Origin of the sequence: Nocardia sp. NPDC002869 (assembly GCF_046764065.1) — a bacterium.
GTDB lineage: Bacteria > Actinomycetota > Actinomycetes > Mycobacteriales > Mycobacteriaceae > Nocardia > Nocardia rhamnosiphila.
In genome coordinates, this window is the sequence record NZ_JBKOOL010000016.1 from 12,788 (window position 1) to 28,041 (window position 15,254).

The window sequence follows — 15,254 nt, forward strand, 5'->3', positions numbered from 1 at the left end:
ATTCAGGACCGGAACCGGGCCAGCTCTTCGCGGGCCGCCTCCCCGGATTCGCCGAGGTCGGTGCGGCCGAACACGTCCCAGCGGCGCAGCAGCGGCGCGAAGATCAGCTCGTCCTGTTTCTCCGGGTCGTAGATACCGGCGTCGGCCAGCGCCTCGTCGCTGCTGCGCCCGTCGGGCAGGGTGACCGAGGGGACCCGGAACGCGGCGACCTGGTCGGCGACGGCGCGCATGGTCTGGTCGGGGGTTACGTCGAAACCGGCGGCGACGAGGTCGGCGAATACCGCGGCCTGCCGCTCGTCGTCTTCGGCGATCCGCTCGCTGATCGCGGTGATCAGCGGGTTCTCCCCGAGCGCGGCGGTATTGCGATGGCGCACGGCGGCGGCGGTCTCCTCGAACGCGCAGGCGGCCAGCACATCCAGCAGATGCAGTGGCTCGCGCCGGAAACCGTCGGTCATATGGCCCATGCGTAGCCGTTCCAACTCCACCGGGTCGCAGGCACGGGTGACCATCAGGTAGTTGCGGATCACAACGGAGTGCCGGGCCTCCTCGGCGGTCCAGCGGCCCACCCAGCGCCACCACGCGCCGGTGCGTAGGTATTTGCCCACCTCTCGGTGGTACGAGGGCAGATTGTCGGCGATCAGCACGCTCACGGTGAGCGCCAGCCGGGCGGTATCGCTGAGCTCGGACTGCGCGGGGTCCCAGTCCTCGCCGCCGAGGAAGGCGAAATTGCGGCCGTCGTCCCACGGGACGAAGTCGTGCGGCTGCCATTCATCGGCGATCTCGGTATGGCGCCGCATGGTCAGTTCCACCTCTACCGCGAGCGATTCCAGCAGGTCGCGGTCGGTCAACAGTTTCTGCACGCACACACGGTAGCGGGTCGGGCGGGGTACGGGGTGAGCGCCGGGGCCGGGTTGGGGGAAATCGGTGATCCGGCCGGCGCGGGTGGGGTCCTCGCACAATCGGCCCGTTCCCCGGAAGTGAGCGAAGATTCCGGATTGTCCGATGCGCGGGCTCGGACGGCGCCCGGGGCGCCCACTCCCGCGGGCGCGCCGGGCGCTGGATTCACTTCTCGGTGACCGTGGTGGAGCGGTCCGAGGAGTTCCAGGTGATGGTGCCGCCCTCGAACTCGCTCTTCTTGCCCTCCGGGGTGGTCTCCTCGTCGGAGGTGGGGAAGCCGAGTTGGCCGTCCGCGCCGCCGTTGGCCTCCCATGCTTCGCGGATATCGCCCCAGACGATATGGGCGCCGGTGTCCTCGCTGAAGAAGACGGTGCCGCCGGAAAAGTTCTGGTACCGACCGCCGTCACCGGCGACCTGCTCCTCGCCCTCGGGCATACCGAGTGTGCCGGTCGGACCGCCGGCCTCGGTGTACTTCTGATAGATGCTGCCCTTCACGGCGACTTCGTTGCCGTCCGGGGTCTGCACCCTGGTTTCACCGGCGTCGGCATTGGGGCCCTCGTCGGGGGTGGCCGAGCCCTCGGCGCCTGTCGTCTCGGTGGCCGAGCTCTCGGCGCCCGGGGAGGCGGATGGGGCGCCGGTGCCGCTGTTGCCGCCGGGCGTCACCGCCGAGGTCAGGGAGCCGACGGTATCCGACACCGAGTTGTCGTCACCGCAACCGGCGACGAGCAGCCCCGCGGCGGCGAGTGCCATGGTGAATCCGGCCGAACGTCGAGCGAAGTGGTGCATGTCCATCCTCTCGCGACAGGCCGGTGTGATGGACGTGCAGGTCGTGGTGGTTCATCACTCCGGCTGTGGGTTCGGCAACGCAGCGGCTACCGAGCACGAATATCCGTGACGTTGCCAGTTCGGTGGCCACGCGGATATTACCCGCAAAAACCCGGAGTGCAGTCCGGATGCCGGAAAGTTGCTGGCCAGGGCGGGTGTGTGCCCGGCGCGCCGGACGGGGCCCCGTGCGGTCCGGAGGAGTGCCCGGACCGCACGCGCGCCGATCAGGGCAGCGGCGGGGCGGCGTGCTCGTCGCCGTGGAAATCGACCGACGAGTACTCGCGCAGTTTCGTGAGCCGGTGGTAGGCGTCGATCATGCGGACCGTGCCCGATTTCGACCGCATCACGATGGACTGGGTGGACGCGCCGCCGCCGTAGTAGCGCACCCCACGCAGCAGATCACCGTCGGTGACGCCGGTGGCGCAGAAGAAGACATTGTCCCCGGCCACCAGATCTTCGGTGACCAGGACCCGATCCAGATCGTGTCCGGCGTCGAGCGCCTTCTGCCGCTCGTCGTCGTCCTTGGGTGCGAGCCTGCCCTGCAAGGCGCCGCCCATACAGCGCATCGCGGCGGCCGCGATGATGCCCTCGGGGGTGCCGCCGATACCGACCAGGATGTCGGTCCCGGAATCGGGCCGCGCGGCGGCGATGGCGCCGGCCACGTCACCGTCGGAGATCAAGCGGATCCGGGCGCCGGCGTTGCGGACCTCCTGGATCAGGTCGCTGTGGCGGGGGCGGTCCAGGATGCACACGGTGATATCGGAGACCGAGGCATGCTTGGCCTTGGCGACCTTGCGGATGTTCTCCCCGATGGGCGCCGAGATATCGATCACGTCGGCCGCGTCGGGGCCGACGGCGATCTTCTGCATGTAGAACACCGCCGACGGGTCGAACATGGCGCCGCGTTCGGCGACCGCCAGCACCGAGATGGCGCCGGGGGACCCCTTCGACATCAGGGTGGTGCCGTCGATCGGGTCGACCGCGAAATCGACCTCCGGACCGGTGCCGTCGCCCACGTTCTCGCCGTTGTACAGCATGGGCGCCTCATCCTTCTCGCCCTCGCCGATCACCACGATGCCGCTCATGGATACCGAGCTGACCAGCTGCCGCATGGCATCCACGGCCGCCCCGTCGCCGGCTTCTTTGTCGCCCTTGCCCACCCAGCGTCCCGCCGCCATGGCGCCGGCTTCGGTGACGCGGACGAGTTCGAGTGCGAGGTTACGGTCGGGCGCCTCGCGGCGGCTCGAAGCGGGCGAAGATGCCGTCATAGCGGGTGCCTCCTAGGTTGTGTAACTTGCCGTAATTGTCGCATCGCCGGATTGCGTGCCGGTGATCACCTGGTACGGCAGTACCGGGGGCGGCGCGGGGTCCCGCCGCTACCACGATGGATACTGGGAGCGTGCCGAACAAGAAGCCACGCATCATGAACGACTACCGGGATCTGTTCTGGTCGTTGATCCCGTTGGTGCTGATCGCCGTGGTGTTCGCCGGATTGACCAGTCAGTGCAGTCTTTCCACTACCGGCCCCACGCAGGGCACGATACCCAGTTTCGATGCCGCCGCGGCCCTGCGCTCGGATGCGCAGAATCTGTCGTTCCCGATCCGTGAACCGGCCCTCCCGCAGAACTGGCAGCCGAACTCCGGGAGCCGCGACACCATCACCGAACGCGGCGGCGGCACGGTCAGCACCATCGGTTATGTCACCGGCGCGGGCACCTATATGGAACTCGACCAGAGCGACGCCACCGAAGAGGTGCTGGCCGGACATATTGCGGGCAGCCGATATGCCACCGGTACCCGGGATATCGCCGGGCAGAAATGGGTGGTCTACCAAGAGCCCGGCGCCGAACCCGCGTGGATCGCCGATTTCGAGGACAGCCGGGTGCTGATCCGGGGCGCCGGTAATGGCGAGGTCTTCGAGACCCTGGCCGCCGCGGTGGTGGCCGCCCGGCCGCTCCCGGCGGCGTAACCGGTCAGCGGGGGTGGGCGCGGGTCATTCCGCGTCGTCGGATTCGGCCAGCGCTTTCTCGATCCGCTGCCGCGCCCCGGCCAGATGTTCTTCGCATCGGTTGGCGAGCGCCTCGCCGCGTTCCCAGAGCGCCAAGGCGTCGTCGAGGTCCATACCGCCCTGCTCCAGCATCTTCACCACGCCGGCCAGCTCGTCGCGGGCGCGTTCGTAGCCGAGGCCGGCGATATCGGCCAGGTCGTCGGTGCCGGTGTCGGACACGGTCAGGTCCTCTCGGAGTCGTCGGAGCGGGTGGGGGCGCCGCGTTCGCCGAGCCGCTCGGTGCCGAGGGCGGCGGCGGAGATCGCGCCGTCACCGACCCGGATACGCAGCTGGCTACCCGCGGGCGAATCGTCGATCGCGCGCACCACATGGCGTTCGGGTCCGGTGACCCGCTGCACGACAGCGTAGCCGCGGGCCAGAGTGGCGGCCGGGCCGACCGCGGTCAGCTGGCGCCGCAGATGATCGGTTGTCACCGATTCGGCGCGGACCAGGCTCTCGGCGCAGCGGCGGGTCGCGGTGCGCAGGCGTTCGATCTCGTCGTGCCGGTGGCCGAGATCGCGCAGCGGATCGGCCAGCACCGGGCGTGACCGTAGTTGCCGCAGCGCCGCCGACTCCCGTGCGACCCAGCCGCGCAGTGCCGCCGCCGACCGGTCGCGCAGTTCCCGGACGAGCGCGGTCTCGGCGGCGGCGTCGGGCACGATACGTTTGGCCGCATCGGTCGGGGTGGCCGCGCGCAGATCCGCGACCAGGTCGGAGACCGGGGAATCGGGTTCGTGGCCGATAGCGCTGACGATGGGGGTGGTCGCCGCGACGATGGCCCGGCACAGTGTCTCGTCGGAGAAGGGCAGCAGATCCTCCACGCTGCCGCCGCCGCGGGCGAGCACGATCACCTCGACCGCCGGGTCGCCATCCAGCGCCGCCAGCGCGTCGAGGATCTGCGGGACCGCGGACGGGCCCTGCACGGCGGTATTGCGGACCTCGAACCGCACCGCGGGCCAGCGATCCCGCGCCACGCTCAGCACATCGTGTTCGGCGGCGCTGCCCCGGCCGGTGATCAACCCGATGGTGCCGGGCAGGAAGGGGACCGGGCGTTTGAGCCGCGGATCGAACAGGCCCTCGGCATCCAGCAACGCCTTCAACCGTTCGATCCGCGCCAGCAGTTCGCCGACCCCGACCGGACGGATCTCGGAGATCCGCAGCGACAGGGTGCCGCGGCCGGGGAAGAAGGAGAGTTTGCCGTAGACCACCACCCGGCTGCCCTCCTGCAGCGGGACGGGGGAGGCGCGCAGCAGGGCCGGGTCGCAGGTCACCGACAGCGACATATCGGCGGCCGGATCGCGCAGCACCAGGAAGGCGGTGCGGGTGCCGGGCCGCAGGTTGATCTGGGTGAGCTGGCCTTCCACCCAGATACTGCCGAGCCGGTCGATCCACTGGGCGACCTTCATCGACACCGAGCGCACCGGCCACGGCTGCTCGGCGGAATTGGCGGGGGCGGGTGCCTGCCCGGGCCGGCCACCGCTCCGGCCGGCCGCGGGCGCGGGATCGGCCTCGGTCACTGGGCTCGCACGGTGGCGATCCGGTTGGTCAGCATGGTCACGTACGCGGCGCGATCGAGGGTGCGCTGTTCGTAGTCGAGCAGGGCGACCAGATCGGCGACCGTGAGCGTGCGCAGCCGTCCGCGCAGCTGGGCGAGGGTCATGTTCGGGTAGTCGTAGCGGGCGCCGACCTCGGGGAGGACGGCTTCGGCCGCCGGCTCGGGTTCGGCGACGGGCTCGGGATCGGCCGTGGCGGCGGATTCCGGCCCGTCTACCGCGGCCGCGCCGGCCGCCGCGATATCGTCGGCCGCGTCACCGGCGGCGTCGAAGGTGGCCCCGGCGTCGAAGGTGTGTGCCGCGGGCAGGGGGTTGCCGTTCTGGATCGCGCGCAGGCCGTCCAGCGTCTCCTGCAGGGCCAGCTCCACCTCGGCCGGATCGGCGTCGAAGCGGTCGAAACCGCTGTTGCGCCGGCGCGGGGTGGCGCTCGCCTCGCGCACCGGCGGGTCGTCGTCCTCGTCGAAGGTGGCCCATTCGGGCTGTTCCTCGGGACGGTTGATGATCCGGTCGAAAACCGAATCGCCCTTGATCGCGAGACTGGTGACGAACTGCTGGACGTGCATCCCCGTCTGCAGTAATTGGCTTACCGCGGTGAGCGGTAGTTTCGCCGCTGCCGAGGGCAGCCGTCGCGTCTCCTCGAGGACATAGACGGCGGCCCCGGCGGCGACGCGGGCCAGGAACGGTGGTCGAAACATGGTAATAGCCTGCCCGATATAGCGGGGTCCGCAAAAGAGGATGCGCGAACCCGGCAAGCCGCGGCGGGAACGGCAGGTTTCCGGGCGTTCGGCGGGCGGCGGCGCCTCCACGGGCGCAGCGTGGAAATTCGTCGACGCGCCGGTCGGGATCGGCGGGTGAACCTGCACACCTCTCCCGGATGTGGTGCCGCCGGTGACCGGTGCCGGGTGGCCGTCCAGGGCCGCCGGTGAGCGGTGTGAACGGGCCGGACAGGTGGTCGGGGCGCCGCCCGGGCGCCGGGGTGCACGGCCGCAGCGGTCACGGAGGTACGCACGTACTCTGTGGGGCATGTCCTCGGCAATACCGTTGAATGTCGGAATCGCTCGCTCGGCCGGCGCCGCGACCGCCGCCCCCGCAGGAAAACGAGTGCTGCTCGCCGAACCGCGCGGGTACTGCGCGGGTGTGGACCGGGCCGTCGAAACCGTGGAAAAGGCGCTGGAAAAGCACGGCGCGCCGATTTATGTCCGCAAGGAGATCGTGCACAACCGCCACGTGGTGGAAACGCTGCGCGAGCGCGGCGTGATCTTCGTCGACACCACCGACGAAGTCCCCGAGGGGGAGCTGGTGGTGTTCTCCGCGCACGGTGTCTCGCCCGCAGTGCACGCGACCGCCGCCGAGCGCAACCTGCGCACCATCGACGCGACCTGTCCGCTGGTGACCAAGGTTCATCAGGAGGCCAAACGCTTCGCCCGGGACGACTACGACATCCTGCTGATCGGCCACGAGGGCCACGAGGAGGTCGAGGGAACCGCCGGTGAGGCCCCCGAGCACGTACAACTGGTCGACGGTCCGGACGCGGTCGAGAAGGTGACCGTGCGCGACGAGTCCAAGGTGATCTGGCTGTCGCAGACCACGCTGAGCGTGGACGAGACCATGGAGACGGTGTCGCGGCTGCGGGAGAAGTTCCCGGCGCTGCAGGATCCGCCCAGCGACGATATCTGCTACGCCACTCAGAACCGCCAGGTCGCGGTGAAGGCGATGGCACCGGAATGTGATCTGGTGATCGTCGTGGGCTCGCGCAACTCGTCGAACTCGGTGCGCCTGGTGGAGGTGGCTCTCGGCGCCGGGGCCCGCGCGTCGTATCTGGTGGACTACGCGCGCGAGGTGGACCCGGCGTGGCTCGAAGGGGTGACCACGGTCGGGATCACCTCCGGCGCGTCGGTCCCCGAGATCCTGGTGCGCGGGGTGCTGGACATGCTCGCCGAACACGGGTTCGGCGAGGTCCAGCCGGTGACCACGGCGAACGAGACCCTCGTATTCGCGCTGCCGCGGGAACTGCGGGCCGCTCGGCGCTGACCGCGCTCACCTCCGGCGACGGCCCGCGCTCAGCGGCGTTCGGGTCGCCGCCGTTCCGGGATCGGTTCGCGGACCCGGGCGGTCTGCGGCGTTCGGGCCGGTTCGCCGCGGCGGGCGTTCGCGCGCACCGGCTCGTCGGGTATCGGAGCCGCCGGGCGGGCGGGCCGGTGCTGGCGCATCTCGCGGGTGCGGGGTGCGGCGGCGCCCCGCGCGGCCGGCTCGGCGGGCGGACGGCCCCGGCCGCCGCGGCGTGGGGGTTCGTCGAACGATTCGTGGGTGTAATCGGGTTCGGGGTTCTCGGGCCGTTGCGGCCGCGCTTTCGCCTTGGTCCTGCCGTTGGCCTTGGACCGTGCCGCCAGGGTTTCCGCGCGCGAGGGCTTGCTCCTGCGGGCCGTCTTGCCCTCGCCCACGGGACGCTTCGCCTGTCCGCGGCTCGGCCGCTTCGCGGTCTCGCGGCGGGGCCGGTTCTCCGCCCGTTCCTTGGTCTCGCCGCGGGTCGCGCGCCGTTCGTTTCGGCCCCAGCTCGTGCCGCGCCGGGCGGCGGCGGTCTCGTGGGCCGCGTTTTCCGAGCGGAACTGCGCGATCCGGATCCCGGCGATGATCAGCACCAGGACGGTGGCCAGCATCATCGGCGGGAAACGGTGCACCAGCGGGATCGCCAGGTTCAGCAGGATGTCCTTCAGGGAGGCGGTGCTGGTCCCGGTGAGCTGGCGGTATGCGATCGGCACGGCCACGAACAGTAATAGCGGCGGTAACACCATCGTGGTGAACAGGCCGCGGAACCGCACCGCCGCCACCGCCGCCAGACATCCGAGGATGTAGAACGCGCTGAAGGTGCCGGTGAGGTCCGTGACGTCGCCGAGGGCATCGATGAGGAAACCCAGGAAGGTGCAGACCGCAGCGATGAGAACCGCGGCATAGGCCGGGACACCCGGCACCGTCGGCAATAACGAACGTTGCGGCGCGGGCACCCGGGAATTCACTCGTTGGGAAGCAGCCACGTACTGAACACTATCGTCCGGAAGGGTCGACTGTGTTACGGCACGGCGGGTCCGGCTCCGCGATTGTGCGGAAACGGTGGTCGGCGGCGGTATTCATACCGTCAAGGGATATGGGTGGCGCGCAACACGATGGCGCAATGGAGACATTGTCCGCGGAGGTCGCGGGTCCGCCGGGTCAGGGGCGGTACGGGTCTCGGCGTGTTGCCGGTGTGGCGTCCCGGGTATCGGTACCGGCATTGAAGCTGTCGGTGCGGTGCCCTAAATTCGCCGTCATGCGAATCCTGCATACGTCGGACTGGCATATCGGTCGCACCTTTCACGGCGTGGACCTGCTGGCCGACCAGTCGCGGGTACTCGAAGCGATCGCCCAGCTCGTCGCCGCCGAAGAGGTGGCCACCGTCGTGCTTCCCGGCGATGTCTACGATCGCTCCATCCCCAGCGCGGACGCGATCGCGGTCTGCAACAGGGGGTTCGAGGCCATCCGCGCGGCCGGCGCGCGCATCGTGGCCACCTCCGGTAACCACGATTCGCCGACACGGCTCGGGGCGGGCGCGAGTTTCGCGGCGGCCGGCGGGCTGTATCTGCGCACCACGGTGGCCGATTCGGCCCGGCCGGTGCTGCTCTCCGACGAGCATGGTGCGGTCGCCTTCTACGGCATCCCCTATCTGGAGCCGGAGATATGCCGGGGCGAGCTCGGCGTACCGCAGGCGCGGTCGCATGCCGAGGTGCTCGCGGCGGTGCTGGAACGGATCCGGGGGGATATCGCACAGCGGCCGGACACCCGGACGGTGCTGCTGGCACACGCCTTCGTGGTGGGTGGCGCGGCGACGGGCTCGGAGCGGTCGATCTCGGTGGGCGGAGTCGAGACGGTGCCGCTGGGGATGTTCACCGAGCCGGGGTTCGACTATGTCGCGCTCGGTCATCTGCATTCGCCGCAGACCCTCGCCGGGACGGTGCGCTATTCGGGTTCGCCGCTGCCGTATTCGTTCGGGGAGAGCACCCACCGCAAACAGGCGTGGCTGGTGGACCTCGGTGATACCGGTCCGGCTCGGGTGCGAGGGCTCGAATTACCGCAGGTCCGCGGGCTGAGTCACCTCACCGGGACACTGGAGGAGCTGCTGGCCGACCCCACATGGGAAACGGCCGAACAGCACTACGTCTCGGTCTCGCTCACCGACTATGCCCGGCCGGTGGATGCCATGCGCCGATTGCGCGAGCGTTTCCCGTACGCGGTGCACGTGGAATGGGAACGACCCCAGGGCGACCCGGCCCTGCGGTACCGGGAGCGGGTGCGCGGCCGCGACGACACCGATATCGCCCGCACCTTCCTCACCGATGTGCGCGGCGAGCCGACCACCTCCGAGATGGACTGGCTGACCCGCGCCATGGCGGCGGCCGTCCGGGAGACGGAGGTGGTCCGCGACGATATCGGTGCGTCCCCGGCGGCCGATACGGAACTCACCGCATGAGACTGCACCGGCTGGAGATGACGGCCTTCGGTCCTTTCGCCGAGACGGCGTCCATCGATTTCGACGAACTGGGCGCGGACGGGCTCTTCCTCCTGCACGGGCAGACCGGTGCCGGGAAGACCACGGTGCTCGACGCCATCGCCTATGCCCTGTACGGGCGGGTGCCGGGGGCCCGGGGGGACAAACGGCTGCACTCCGATCACGCGCCCGCGCATATCCGCCCGGAGGTGGTGCTCGAGGCCACGCTGGGCGGCCGGCGACTCCGGCTCACCCGGCAGCCGGAATTCGAGCGGCCGAAGCTGCGCGGTAGCGGGACCCGGGTGGAGAACGCCAAGGCCACGCTGGCCTGGCTGGACGGACAGGGCACCAACCTGTCGCGGATCAACGAGATCGGCGACGAGATCGTGCGGCTGCTGGGGATGAGCGCCGATCAGTTCTTCCAGGTGGTGCTGCTGCCGCAGGGGGATTTCGCGAAGTTCCTGCGCGCCGAGAACGAGGATCGCGAACGACTGCTCGAGAAACTGTTCGATACCGGGCGTTTCGGGTCGGCCGAACAGTGGCTCACCGCCCAGCGCAAATCGTCGGGGGAGCAGATCGGCGTCCAGCAGCGCAATGTGGAGGACCTGATCACCCGGGTCGCGGTGACGGCCGGGATCGACCGCACCGAGCGGATCGACATTCTGGACGCGGTCGAGTGGTCGCAGGATCTGCTGGCGGGGGCGCGCGGCGAGGTGGAGAAAGCACAGCACGAACTCGATGAGCGGCGCGCGGAGTCGGCGCTCGCCGACGAACAGGCCGAACGGGAGCGGCGGGCGGCCGAGCAGCGGCGCCGGCTGGCACTGGCCCGGCAGCAGCTCGAGCAGTACGCCGCCGACGCCCGGGCACGGGCCGCGGATCGTGGCGAACTGGATCGTGCGCGCCGCGCCGAACCGGTGGCCGCGGCGCTGGCCGAGGCCGAGGCGGCGGTCCGTGCGGCGCGCAGCCGTGAAGACGAGTCCGTGGCCGCCGCCGAACACCTGGCCCGGCTGGCCGCGGAACCCGACAGTGCGGATATCCCGGGTATCCGCCTGGTGACGGCCTCGTTCGCCGGGCGAGCCGGGGACGGGGCCGACGAGTTGCCCCCGGAGGACGTCGCGCCGGAGAGTTCCCCGGCGGAAGACGAGTTCGCGCTGTTCGACGTGGCTCCCGGCGGGTCTCGGGAGAGCCCTGCCGAGGCCGGTGCGGACGAGTCGGATCGGTTGGACGACCGAGCCGGCTACGACGAGGACCTCGGCCTCGATACCGCGATCCGCGGATGGAGTGCGTTGCTGGGCAAACTCGGCGAGATCCACGCCGACGCCGTCACGGCCGACACATTGCGCGGGGAACTGGCCGAACTGCGCGCCGCGGCGGCCGAACTCGGCGAGCGTTCGGCTGCACTCACCGAACGCCGGGCCCGGCTACCCGAGATCATCGTCGCCGCGCAGGCGCGGGCGCGCGAAGCCGACGAGGCGAAAGCGACGCTGCCGGGTCTGCGAACCGAACTCCGGCGCTTGCAGGAGTCCGCGACGGCGGCCGTGGAACTGGCCCGGGCGCGCACCACGCTCGACCGGGCCCGGGTGGATCTCGATACCGCGCGCGCCCGGCACCTGGCGGCGCGTGAGCACATGCTGGACCTGCGGGAGCGCCGGCTGGCCGGAATGGCGGCGGAGCTGGCCGGGTGCCTGGTCGACGGGCAGGCGTGCGCGGTGTGCGGTTCGGCCGAGCATCCCCGGCCGGCGCGGCAGGCGGCCGGGGCGGTATCGAAAGAGGACGAGGCGGCGGCTGCGGCCGCCGAACGGACCGCCGAGGTGGCGCGCGAACGCGCGCAGTCGGCGCTCGCCGAGGTGGAGCGGGAGATCGAGGCACTGCTGGCCCGCGGCGGCGATACCGACCGCGTGCAACTCGCGGCCGCCCTGCGGGCGGCCACCGAGAAGTGCGGGGACGCGGAGGAACTGGCCGAATCGGCCGAGGCGTGTGCCGCCGAACTGACCCGCCTGCGCAGCGATGAGAGCGGGTTGCACGATGCCCTGCGCGATACCGAGACCCGGGCCGGAGCCGTCGCGGCCCGGATCGAGGCCGCGCGGACCCGGCTCGCCGAGATCGACGAGAAGCTGCGCGCCGCCGCCGGACGGGACCGGACCATCGGTCGTCGCCGGGAGCGTCTGCACGCGCTGATCGCCGTCGCGGGCAACCGGCGTGACACCTACGCCGCGGTCCGCGCGGCGTGGGAACGGGTGGGCACCTGTGTGCTGCGGGTCGAACGGCTGGCCGGATCGGCGGGACTGGTCCCGCCCACGAGCGCCGTCGGCACCGCGCCGGATTGCGTGGCCGATGGTCCGGGCGACCCGGGCCGGGACCCCGGAGCCGGCTCGGGGGAGATGCTGGCGACGTTGCGGATCTATTCACCGCTGGTCGGTGCCGCGACCCGGACCTCGCAGCGGCAGGACGCGCTGAGCGCTGCTCTGGCCGCGGCGGACGAGATTCGCGCGGCCGCTCGGGCCGTATTGGACGAACCGGAGATCCGGGCCGCCGCCGCCACCGCGCCCGGTGATCCGGAGGCGCTCGAGGCCGCGGTGCGGGCCGCCCGGACCGCGCTGGACGCGGCCGTCGCGACCCATTCCGCGGCCGTGCACCGGGTCACCCGGCTGGAAACCCTGTGCGGGCAACTGTGGGCGGCAGTGGATCTGATCGCCCCGGCGCAGCGGTCCCACCAGGAACTGGCCGAACTGGCGGAGGTGGTCGCCGGCCGGGGCGCGAACAACCGGCGGATGTCGCTGCGCTCCTATGTGCTCGCGGCCCGGCTCGAGGAGGTCGCGGTGGCCGGGTCGGCCCGGCTGCGCCGGATGTCGGGCGGCCGGTACGAATTCGTGCACACCGACCGGGCCGGGGCGCACGGCCGGCGCGGCGGTCTAGGCCTGGATATCCGTGACGACTACACCGGCGCCGTCCGGCCCGCTCGCACACTCTCCGGTGGGGAAACCTTCATGGCTTCACTGGCGCTCGCGCTGGGTCTGGCCGATACCGTCGCGGCCGAAGCGGGCGGGATCATCCTGGACACCCTGTTCATCGACGAAGGCTTCGGCAGCCTGGACGCCGACACCCTCGACGCGGTGATGGGCGTCCTCGACGAACTCCGCGCCGGAGGCCGGGTGGTGGGGCTGGTCAGTCACGTCGACGAGATGCGTCAGCGCATACCCAGCCGCCTGCACGTGGTGCGCGGCCGCAACGGTTCCCGGTTGCACGCCACCATCGCCTGACCGCGCGCATTCATCCCTCGAGATCGAGCAGCCGTCGCTTGATGTCCAGCCCCCAGCGGAACCCGCCGAGTGTGCCGTCGGTGCGCACGATCCGATGGCAGGGCACGAACAGCGCGGCCGCATTGCGGGCGCAGGCGCTCGCCGCGGCGCGGGTGGCCGCCGGCCGGCCGGAGCGGGCGGCGAACGCGGTGTAGGTGATCGGCTGCCCCGCGGGCACTGTGCGCAGTACTTCCCACGCGTGCTGCAGGAATTCGCCGGAGCGCTGACGCACCGGGACGGAATCGATCGCGGCCGTGTCGCTGCGGTGGTAGGCCGCGACGGCGTCGGTCACCGCACCCAGTTCACGGCGGGCGCGCAGTTCCGCCGGGCGCAGGCCGGGGTGGACCAGGGCGCGGAGGTCTTCGGGCGCGGCGGTCCACCCGGATGCCAGGACCGCGCCGTCGGCGGCCACGATCGTGGTGAACGGGCCGAGCGGGGTGTCGATGGTGGCGACGTCGGCGGTGCCGGTGGCGGTGGTGGCGGAGGTGGGCAGGGTGGCGGTGGACATCAGTCGATACTCACTTTCGCGTCGGTTTCGGTACTGGGCGCGGCGGGATCCCGGGATCCGGCCCGGGTGCGCAGTTCGGTGCGCCACAGGTGCATACAGAGATAGGAACGCCAGGGCGACCAGCGGGTCGTATCGGTCAGGTCGATATCGCGGCGGGCGGCGCCGCGGCGGATGACGAGATCGGTGTGCAGCATGATGTCGGGGTCGGCGAGTAGCCGCATGGTGACGTAGTCGGCGGTCCACGGGCCGACACCGTCGAGCGCGAGCAGATCGCGTCGCAGGTCGGCGGCCGTACGGCCCTGGTGCAGGACCAGGTCGCCGGAAGCGATCGCCGCCGCGGCGGCGGTGATGGAACGGATCCGCTGGGCGGGGCCGGTCAGTACTTCGGCGCCGCGTTCGGCGATCACCTCCGGCGCCGGGAACAACCGGCCGACCGGCCCGTCCACCGGGTCGCCGAGGGCGGCGACCAGCCGGGCCGTATGTGTATTGGCCGCCGCCACCGAGATCTGCTGACCGATCATGGTGCGCAGTAGCAGTTCCGGTCCGTCCACACATCCCGGTACCCGGATCCCGGGAGCGAAATGAGCGTGCGGTGCGCCGGTGCTCTCGTGGGCCCGGGCGAGTGCCTCGTCGATGGCCACCGGGTCGGCGTCGAGGTCGAGCAGATGCCGGACCCGGGCCACCGCGGGCGCGAGGTCGCGCATATCGCGCAGCGTCAGTTCCGCCTGAACGTGGCCGGGCAGTACCGCGAGCCGGACCCCGGCGTAACCGTGTGGTGTGCGGATGGTGCGCAGGTAGTGGTTCTCCCCGCCCGATGTGGTCTGCCAGAGTTCCAGACCCGGTGCCACATGGGCGGACAGGAACCAGTTCAGCCAGTCGCGGTCCAGCGGCGCCCGGTAGGGCAGGCGCAGCGACAGGGTGCCGTTGGCGGCCGGGCCGGTACGGTTGCGGGTGCGCTGCGCTTCGATGCGCATGGTGCTCGGACTGACCGCGAAGACCTCGCGCACGGTGTCGTTGAACTGCCGGATACTGGCGAAACCGGCGGCGAAGGCGATATCCGACATGGGCATGGCGGTGGTCTGGATCAGCAGTCGCGCGGTATGGGCCCGGTGGGCGCGCGCCAGCGCCAGCGCACCCGCACCGAGTTCGGTGGTGAGCACCCGGGTGAGCTGACGTTGCGAATAGCCGAGCGCCGAGGCCAGCGCGGGGACCCCGCCGCGTTCCACCACACCGTCCCCGATGAGCCGCATGGCCCGGGCGGCCAGGTCCGCGCGGGTGTTCCACAGGGGCGATCCAGGCGCGGCGTCGGGCAGGCAGCGGCGGCAGGCGCGATAGCCCGCCTGCTGGGCCGCGGCAGCGGTCGGCAGGAAGGTCACATTGGTGCGCTTCGGAGTGATCGCCGGGCAGGACGGCCGGCAATAGATTCCGGTGGTGCGCACGGCGGTGTAGAACTGCCCGTCGAAACGGGAGTCGCGGGCCGACACCGCGCGATAGCAGCGTTCGAAATCCAGGGCCGTGATGCTCACCCCACACACGATGTCAGCTCGAGGGACCTCGAGCTAGCGGAAAACAGACATCGGTGCCGGGTGTCGCCCGGGGTGGTCGA

At 71.0% G+C, this 15,254-nt stretch carries 13 protein-coding genes; 4 read left to right on the top strand and 9 right to left on the bottom strand.

Going from position 1 to position 15,254, the window contains the following annotated elements; translation table 11 throughout:
• Positions 1 to 2: 2 nt before the first annotated feature.
• The 3 genes from ACLML9_RS04870 to glpX form a co-directional block, all read right to left on the bottom strand.
• Complete coding sequence (locus ACLML9_RS04870) at positions 3 to 860, bottom strand: acyl-ACP desaturase (RefSeq protein WP_411944343.1); 858 nt, start codon at positions 858 to 860, stop codon at positions 3 to 5.
• Between the two features lie 202 nt (positions 861 to 1,062).
• Positions 1,063 to 1,683: an LGFP repeat-containing protein gene (locus ACLML9_RS04875; RefSeq protein WP_411944344.1), complete on the bottom strand. Its 621-nt coding sequence runs from the start codon at positions 1,681 to 1,683 to the stop codon at positions 1,063 to 1,065.
• Positions 1,684 to 1,946: 263 nt separating this feature from the next.
• Entirely contained in the window at positions 1,947 to 2,990 is a 1,044-nt protein-coding gene (glpX, locus tag ACLML9_RS04880) for a class II fructose-bisphosphatase (protein WP_411944345.1), read from the bottom strand.
• Between the two features lie 131 nt (positions 2,991 to 3,121).
• Between glpX and ACLML9_RS04885 the strand changes: the two genes are divergently transcribed.
• Positions 3,122 to 3,691, top strand: coding sequence for a DUF4245 domain-containing protein (locus ACLML9_RS04885; RefSeq protein ID WP_411944346.1), 570 nt, complete (start codon positions 3,122 to 3,124; stop codon positions 3,689 to 3,691).
• Between the two features lie 24 nt (positions 3,692 to 3,715).
• Here the strand turns inward: ACLML9_RS04885 and ACLML9_RS04890 are convergent, their stop codons facing one another.
• From ACLML9_RS04890 to ACLML9_RS04900, 3 genes are read right to left on the bottom strand one after another with little or no spacing between them, the layout of a single operon-like run.
• The gene (locus ACLML9_RS04890; protein WP_030522151.1) at positions 3,716 to 3,949 is read right to left on the bottom strand and encodes an exodeoxyribonuclease VII small subunit; all 234 of its coding nucleotides are present in this window, start codon (positions 3,947 to 3,949) and stop codon (positions 3,716 to 3,718) included.
• A gap of 2 nt (positions 3,950 to 3,951) precedes the next feature.
• A complete protein-coding gene (gene xseA, locus ACLML9_RS04895; RefSeq protein ID WP_411944347.1) occupies positions 3,952 to 5,286 on the bottom strand; it encodes an exodeoxyribonuclease VII large subunit in 1,335 nt (444 codons plus the stop codon).
• Positions 5,283 to 6,017: a lipid droplet-associated protein gene (locus ACLML9_RS04900; protein WP_411944348.1), complete on the bottom strand. Its 735-nt coding sequence runs from the start codon at positions 6,015 to 6,017 to the stop codon at positions 5,283 to 5,285. The genes xseA and ACLML9_RS04900 overlap by 4 nt, the downstream gene beginning before the upstream one ends.
• Positions 6,018 to 6,345: 328 nt before the next feature.
• Here ACLML9_RS04900 and ACLML9_RS04905 point away from each other — a divergent pair, with 328 nt between their 5' ends.
• On the top strand, positions 6,346 to 7,353 hold the full coding sequence (locus ACLML9_RS04905; RefSeq protein ID WP_411944349.1) for a 4-hydroxy-3-methylbut-2-enyl diphosphate reductase: 1,008 nt from the start codon (positions 6,346 to 6,348) through the stop codon (positions 7,351 to 7,353).
• A gap of 29 nt (positions 7,354 to 7,382) precedes the next feature.
• On the opposite strand, the gene ACLML9_RS04910 is transcribed toward ACLML9_RS04905, so the two are convergent.
• The gene (locus tag ACLML9_RS04910) at positions 7,383 to 8,354 is read right to left on the bottom strand and encodes a DUF6542 domain-containing protein (RefSeq protein ID WP_411944350.1); all 972 of its coding nucleotides are present in this window, start codon (positions 8,352 to 8,354) and stop codon (positions 7,383 to 7,385) included.
• Between the two features lie 272 nt (positions 8,355 to 8,626).
• On the opposite strand from ACLML9_RS04910, the gene ACLML9_RS04915 reads away from it, so the two are divergent.
• The gene (locus tag ACLML9_RS04915) at positions 8,627 to 9,823 is read left to right on the top strand and encodes an exonuclease SbcCD subunit D (RefSeq protein WP_411944351.1); all 1,197 of its coding nucleotides are present in this window, start codon (positions 8,627 to 8,629) and stop codon (positions 9,821 to 9,823) included.
• The gene (locus ACLML9_RS04920; RefSeq protein ID WP_411944352.1) at positions 9,820 to 13,101 is read left to right on the top strand and encodes an AAA family ATPase; all 3,282 of its coding nucleotides are present in this window, start codon (positions 9,820 to 9,822) and stop codon (positions 13,099 to 13,101) included. The genes ACLML9_RS04915 and ACLML9_RS04920 overlap by 4 nt, the downstream gene beginning before the upstream one ends.
• Positions 13,102 to 13,111: 10 nt before the next feature.
• Here the strand turns inward: ACLML9_RS04920 and ACLML9_RS04925 are convergent, their stop codons facing one another.
• Together ACLML9_RS04925 and ACLML9_RS04930 are read right to left on the bottom strand one after the other, a co-directional pair.
• On the bottom strand, positions 13,112 to 13,648 hold the full coding sequence (locus ACLML9_RS04925; protein ID WP_411944353.1) for a methylated-DNA--[protein]-cysteine S-methyltransferase: 537 nt from the start codon (positions 13,646 to 13,648) through the stop codon (positions 13,112 to 13,114).
• Positions 13,648 to 15,174: an Ada metal-binding domain-containing protein gene (locus ACLML9_RS04930; RefSeq protein ID WP_411944354.1), complete on the bottom strand. Its 1,527-nt coding sequence runs from the start codon at positions 15,172 to 15,174 to the stop codon at positions 13,648 to 13,650. The genes ACLML9_RS04925 and ACLML9_RS04930 overlap by 1 nt, the downstream gene beginning before the upstream one ends.
• Positions 15,175 to 15,254 lie beyond the last annotated feature (80 nt).

What these genes read in the sequence shown, in the direction of transcription:
- ACLML9_RS04875 (WP_411944344.1), bottom strand. Translation starts at nt 1,683, where the DNA reads ATGCACCACTTCGCTCGACGTTCGGCCGGATTCACCATGGCACTCGCC.
- ACLML9_RS04905 (WP_411944349.1), top strand. Translation starts at nt 6,346, where the DNA reads ATGTCCTCGGCAATACCGTTGAATGTCGGAATCGCTCGCTCGGCCGGC.
- ACLML9_RS04925 (WP_411944353.1), bottom strand. Translation starts at nt 13,648, where the DNA reads ATGTCCACCGCCACCCTGCCCACCTCCGCCACCACCGCCACCGGCACC.
- ACLML9_RS04920 (WP_411944352.1), top strand. Translation starts at nt 9,820, where the DNA reads ATGAGACTGCACCGGCTGGAGATGACGGCCTTCGGTCCTTTCGCCGAG.
- ACLML9_RS04900 (WP_411944348.1), bottom strand. Translation starts at nt 6,017, where the DNA reads ATGTTTCGACCACCGTTCCTGGCCCGCGTCGCCGCCGGGGCCGCCGTC.
- ACLML9_RS04915 (WP_411944351.1), top strand. Translation starts at nt 8,627, where the DNA reads ATGCGAATCCTGCATACGTCGGACTGGCATATCGGTCGCACCTTTCAC.
- glpX (WP_411944345.1), bottom strand. Translation starts at nt 2,990, where the DNA reads ATGACGGCATCTTCGCCCGCTTCGAGCCGCCGCGAGGCGCCCGACCGT.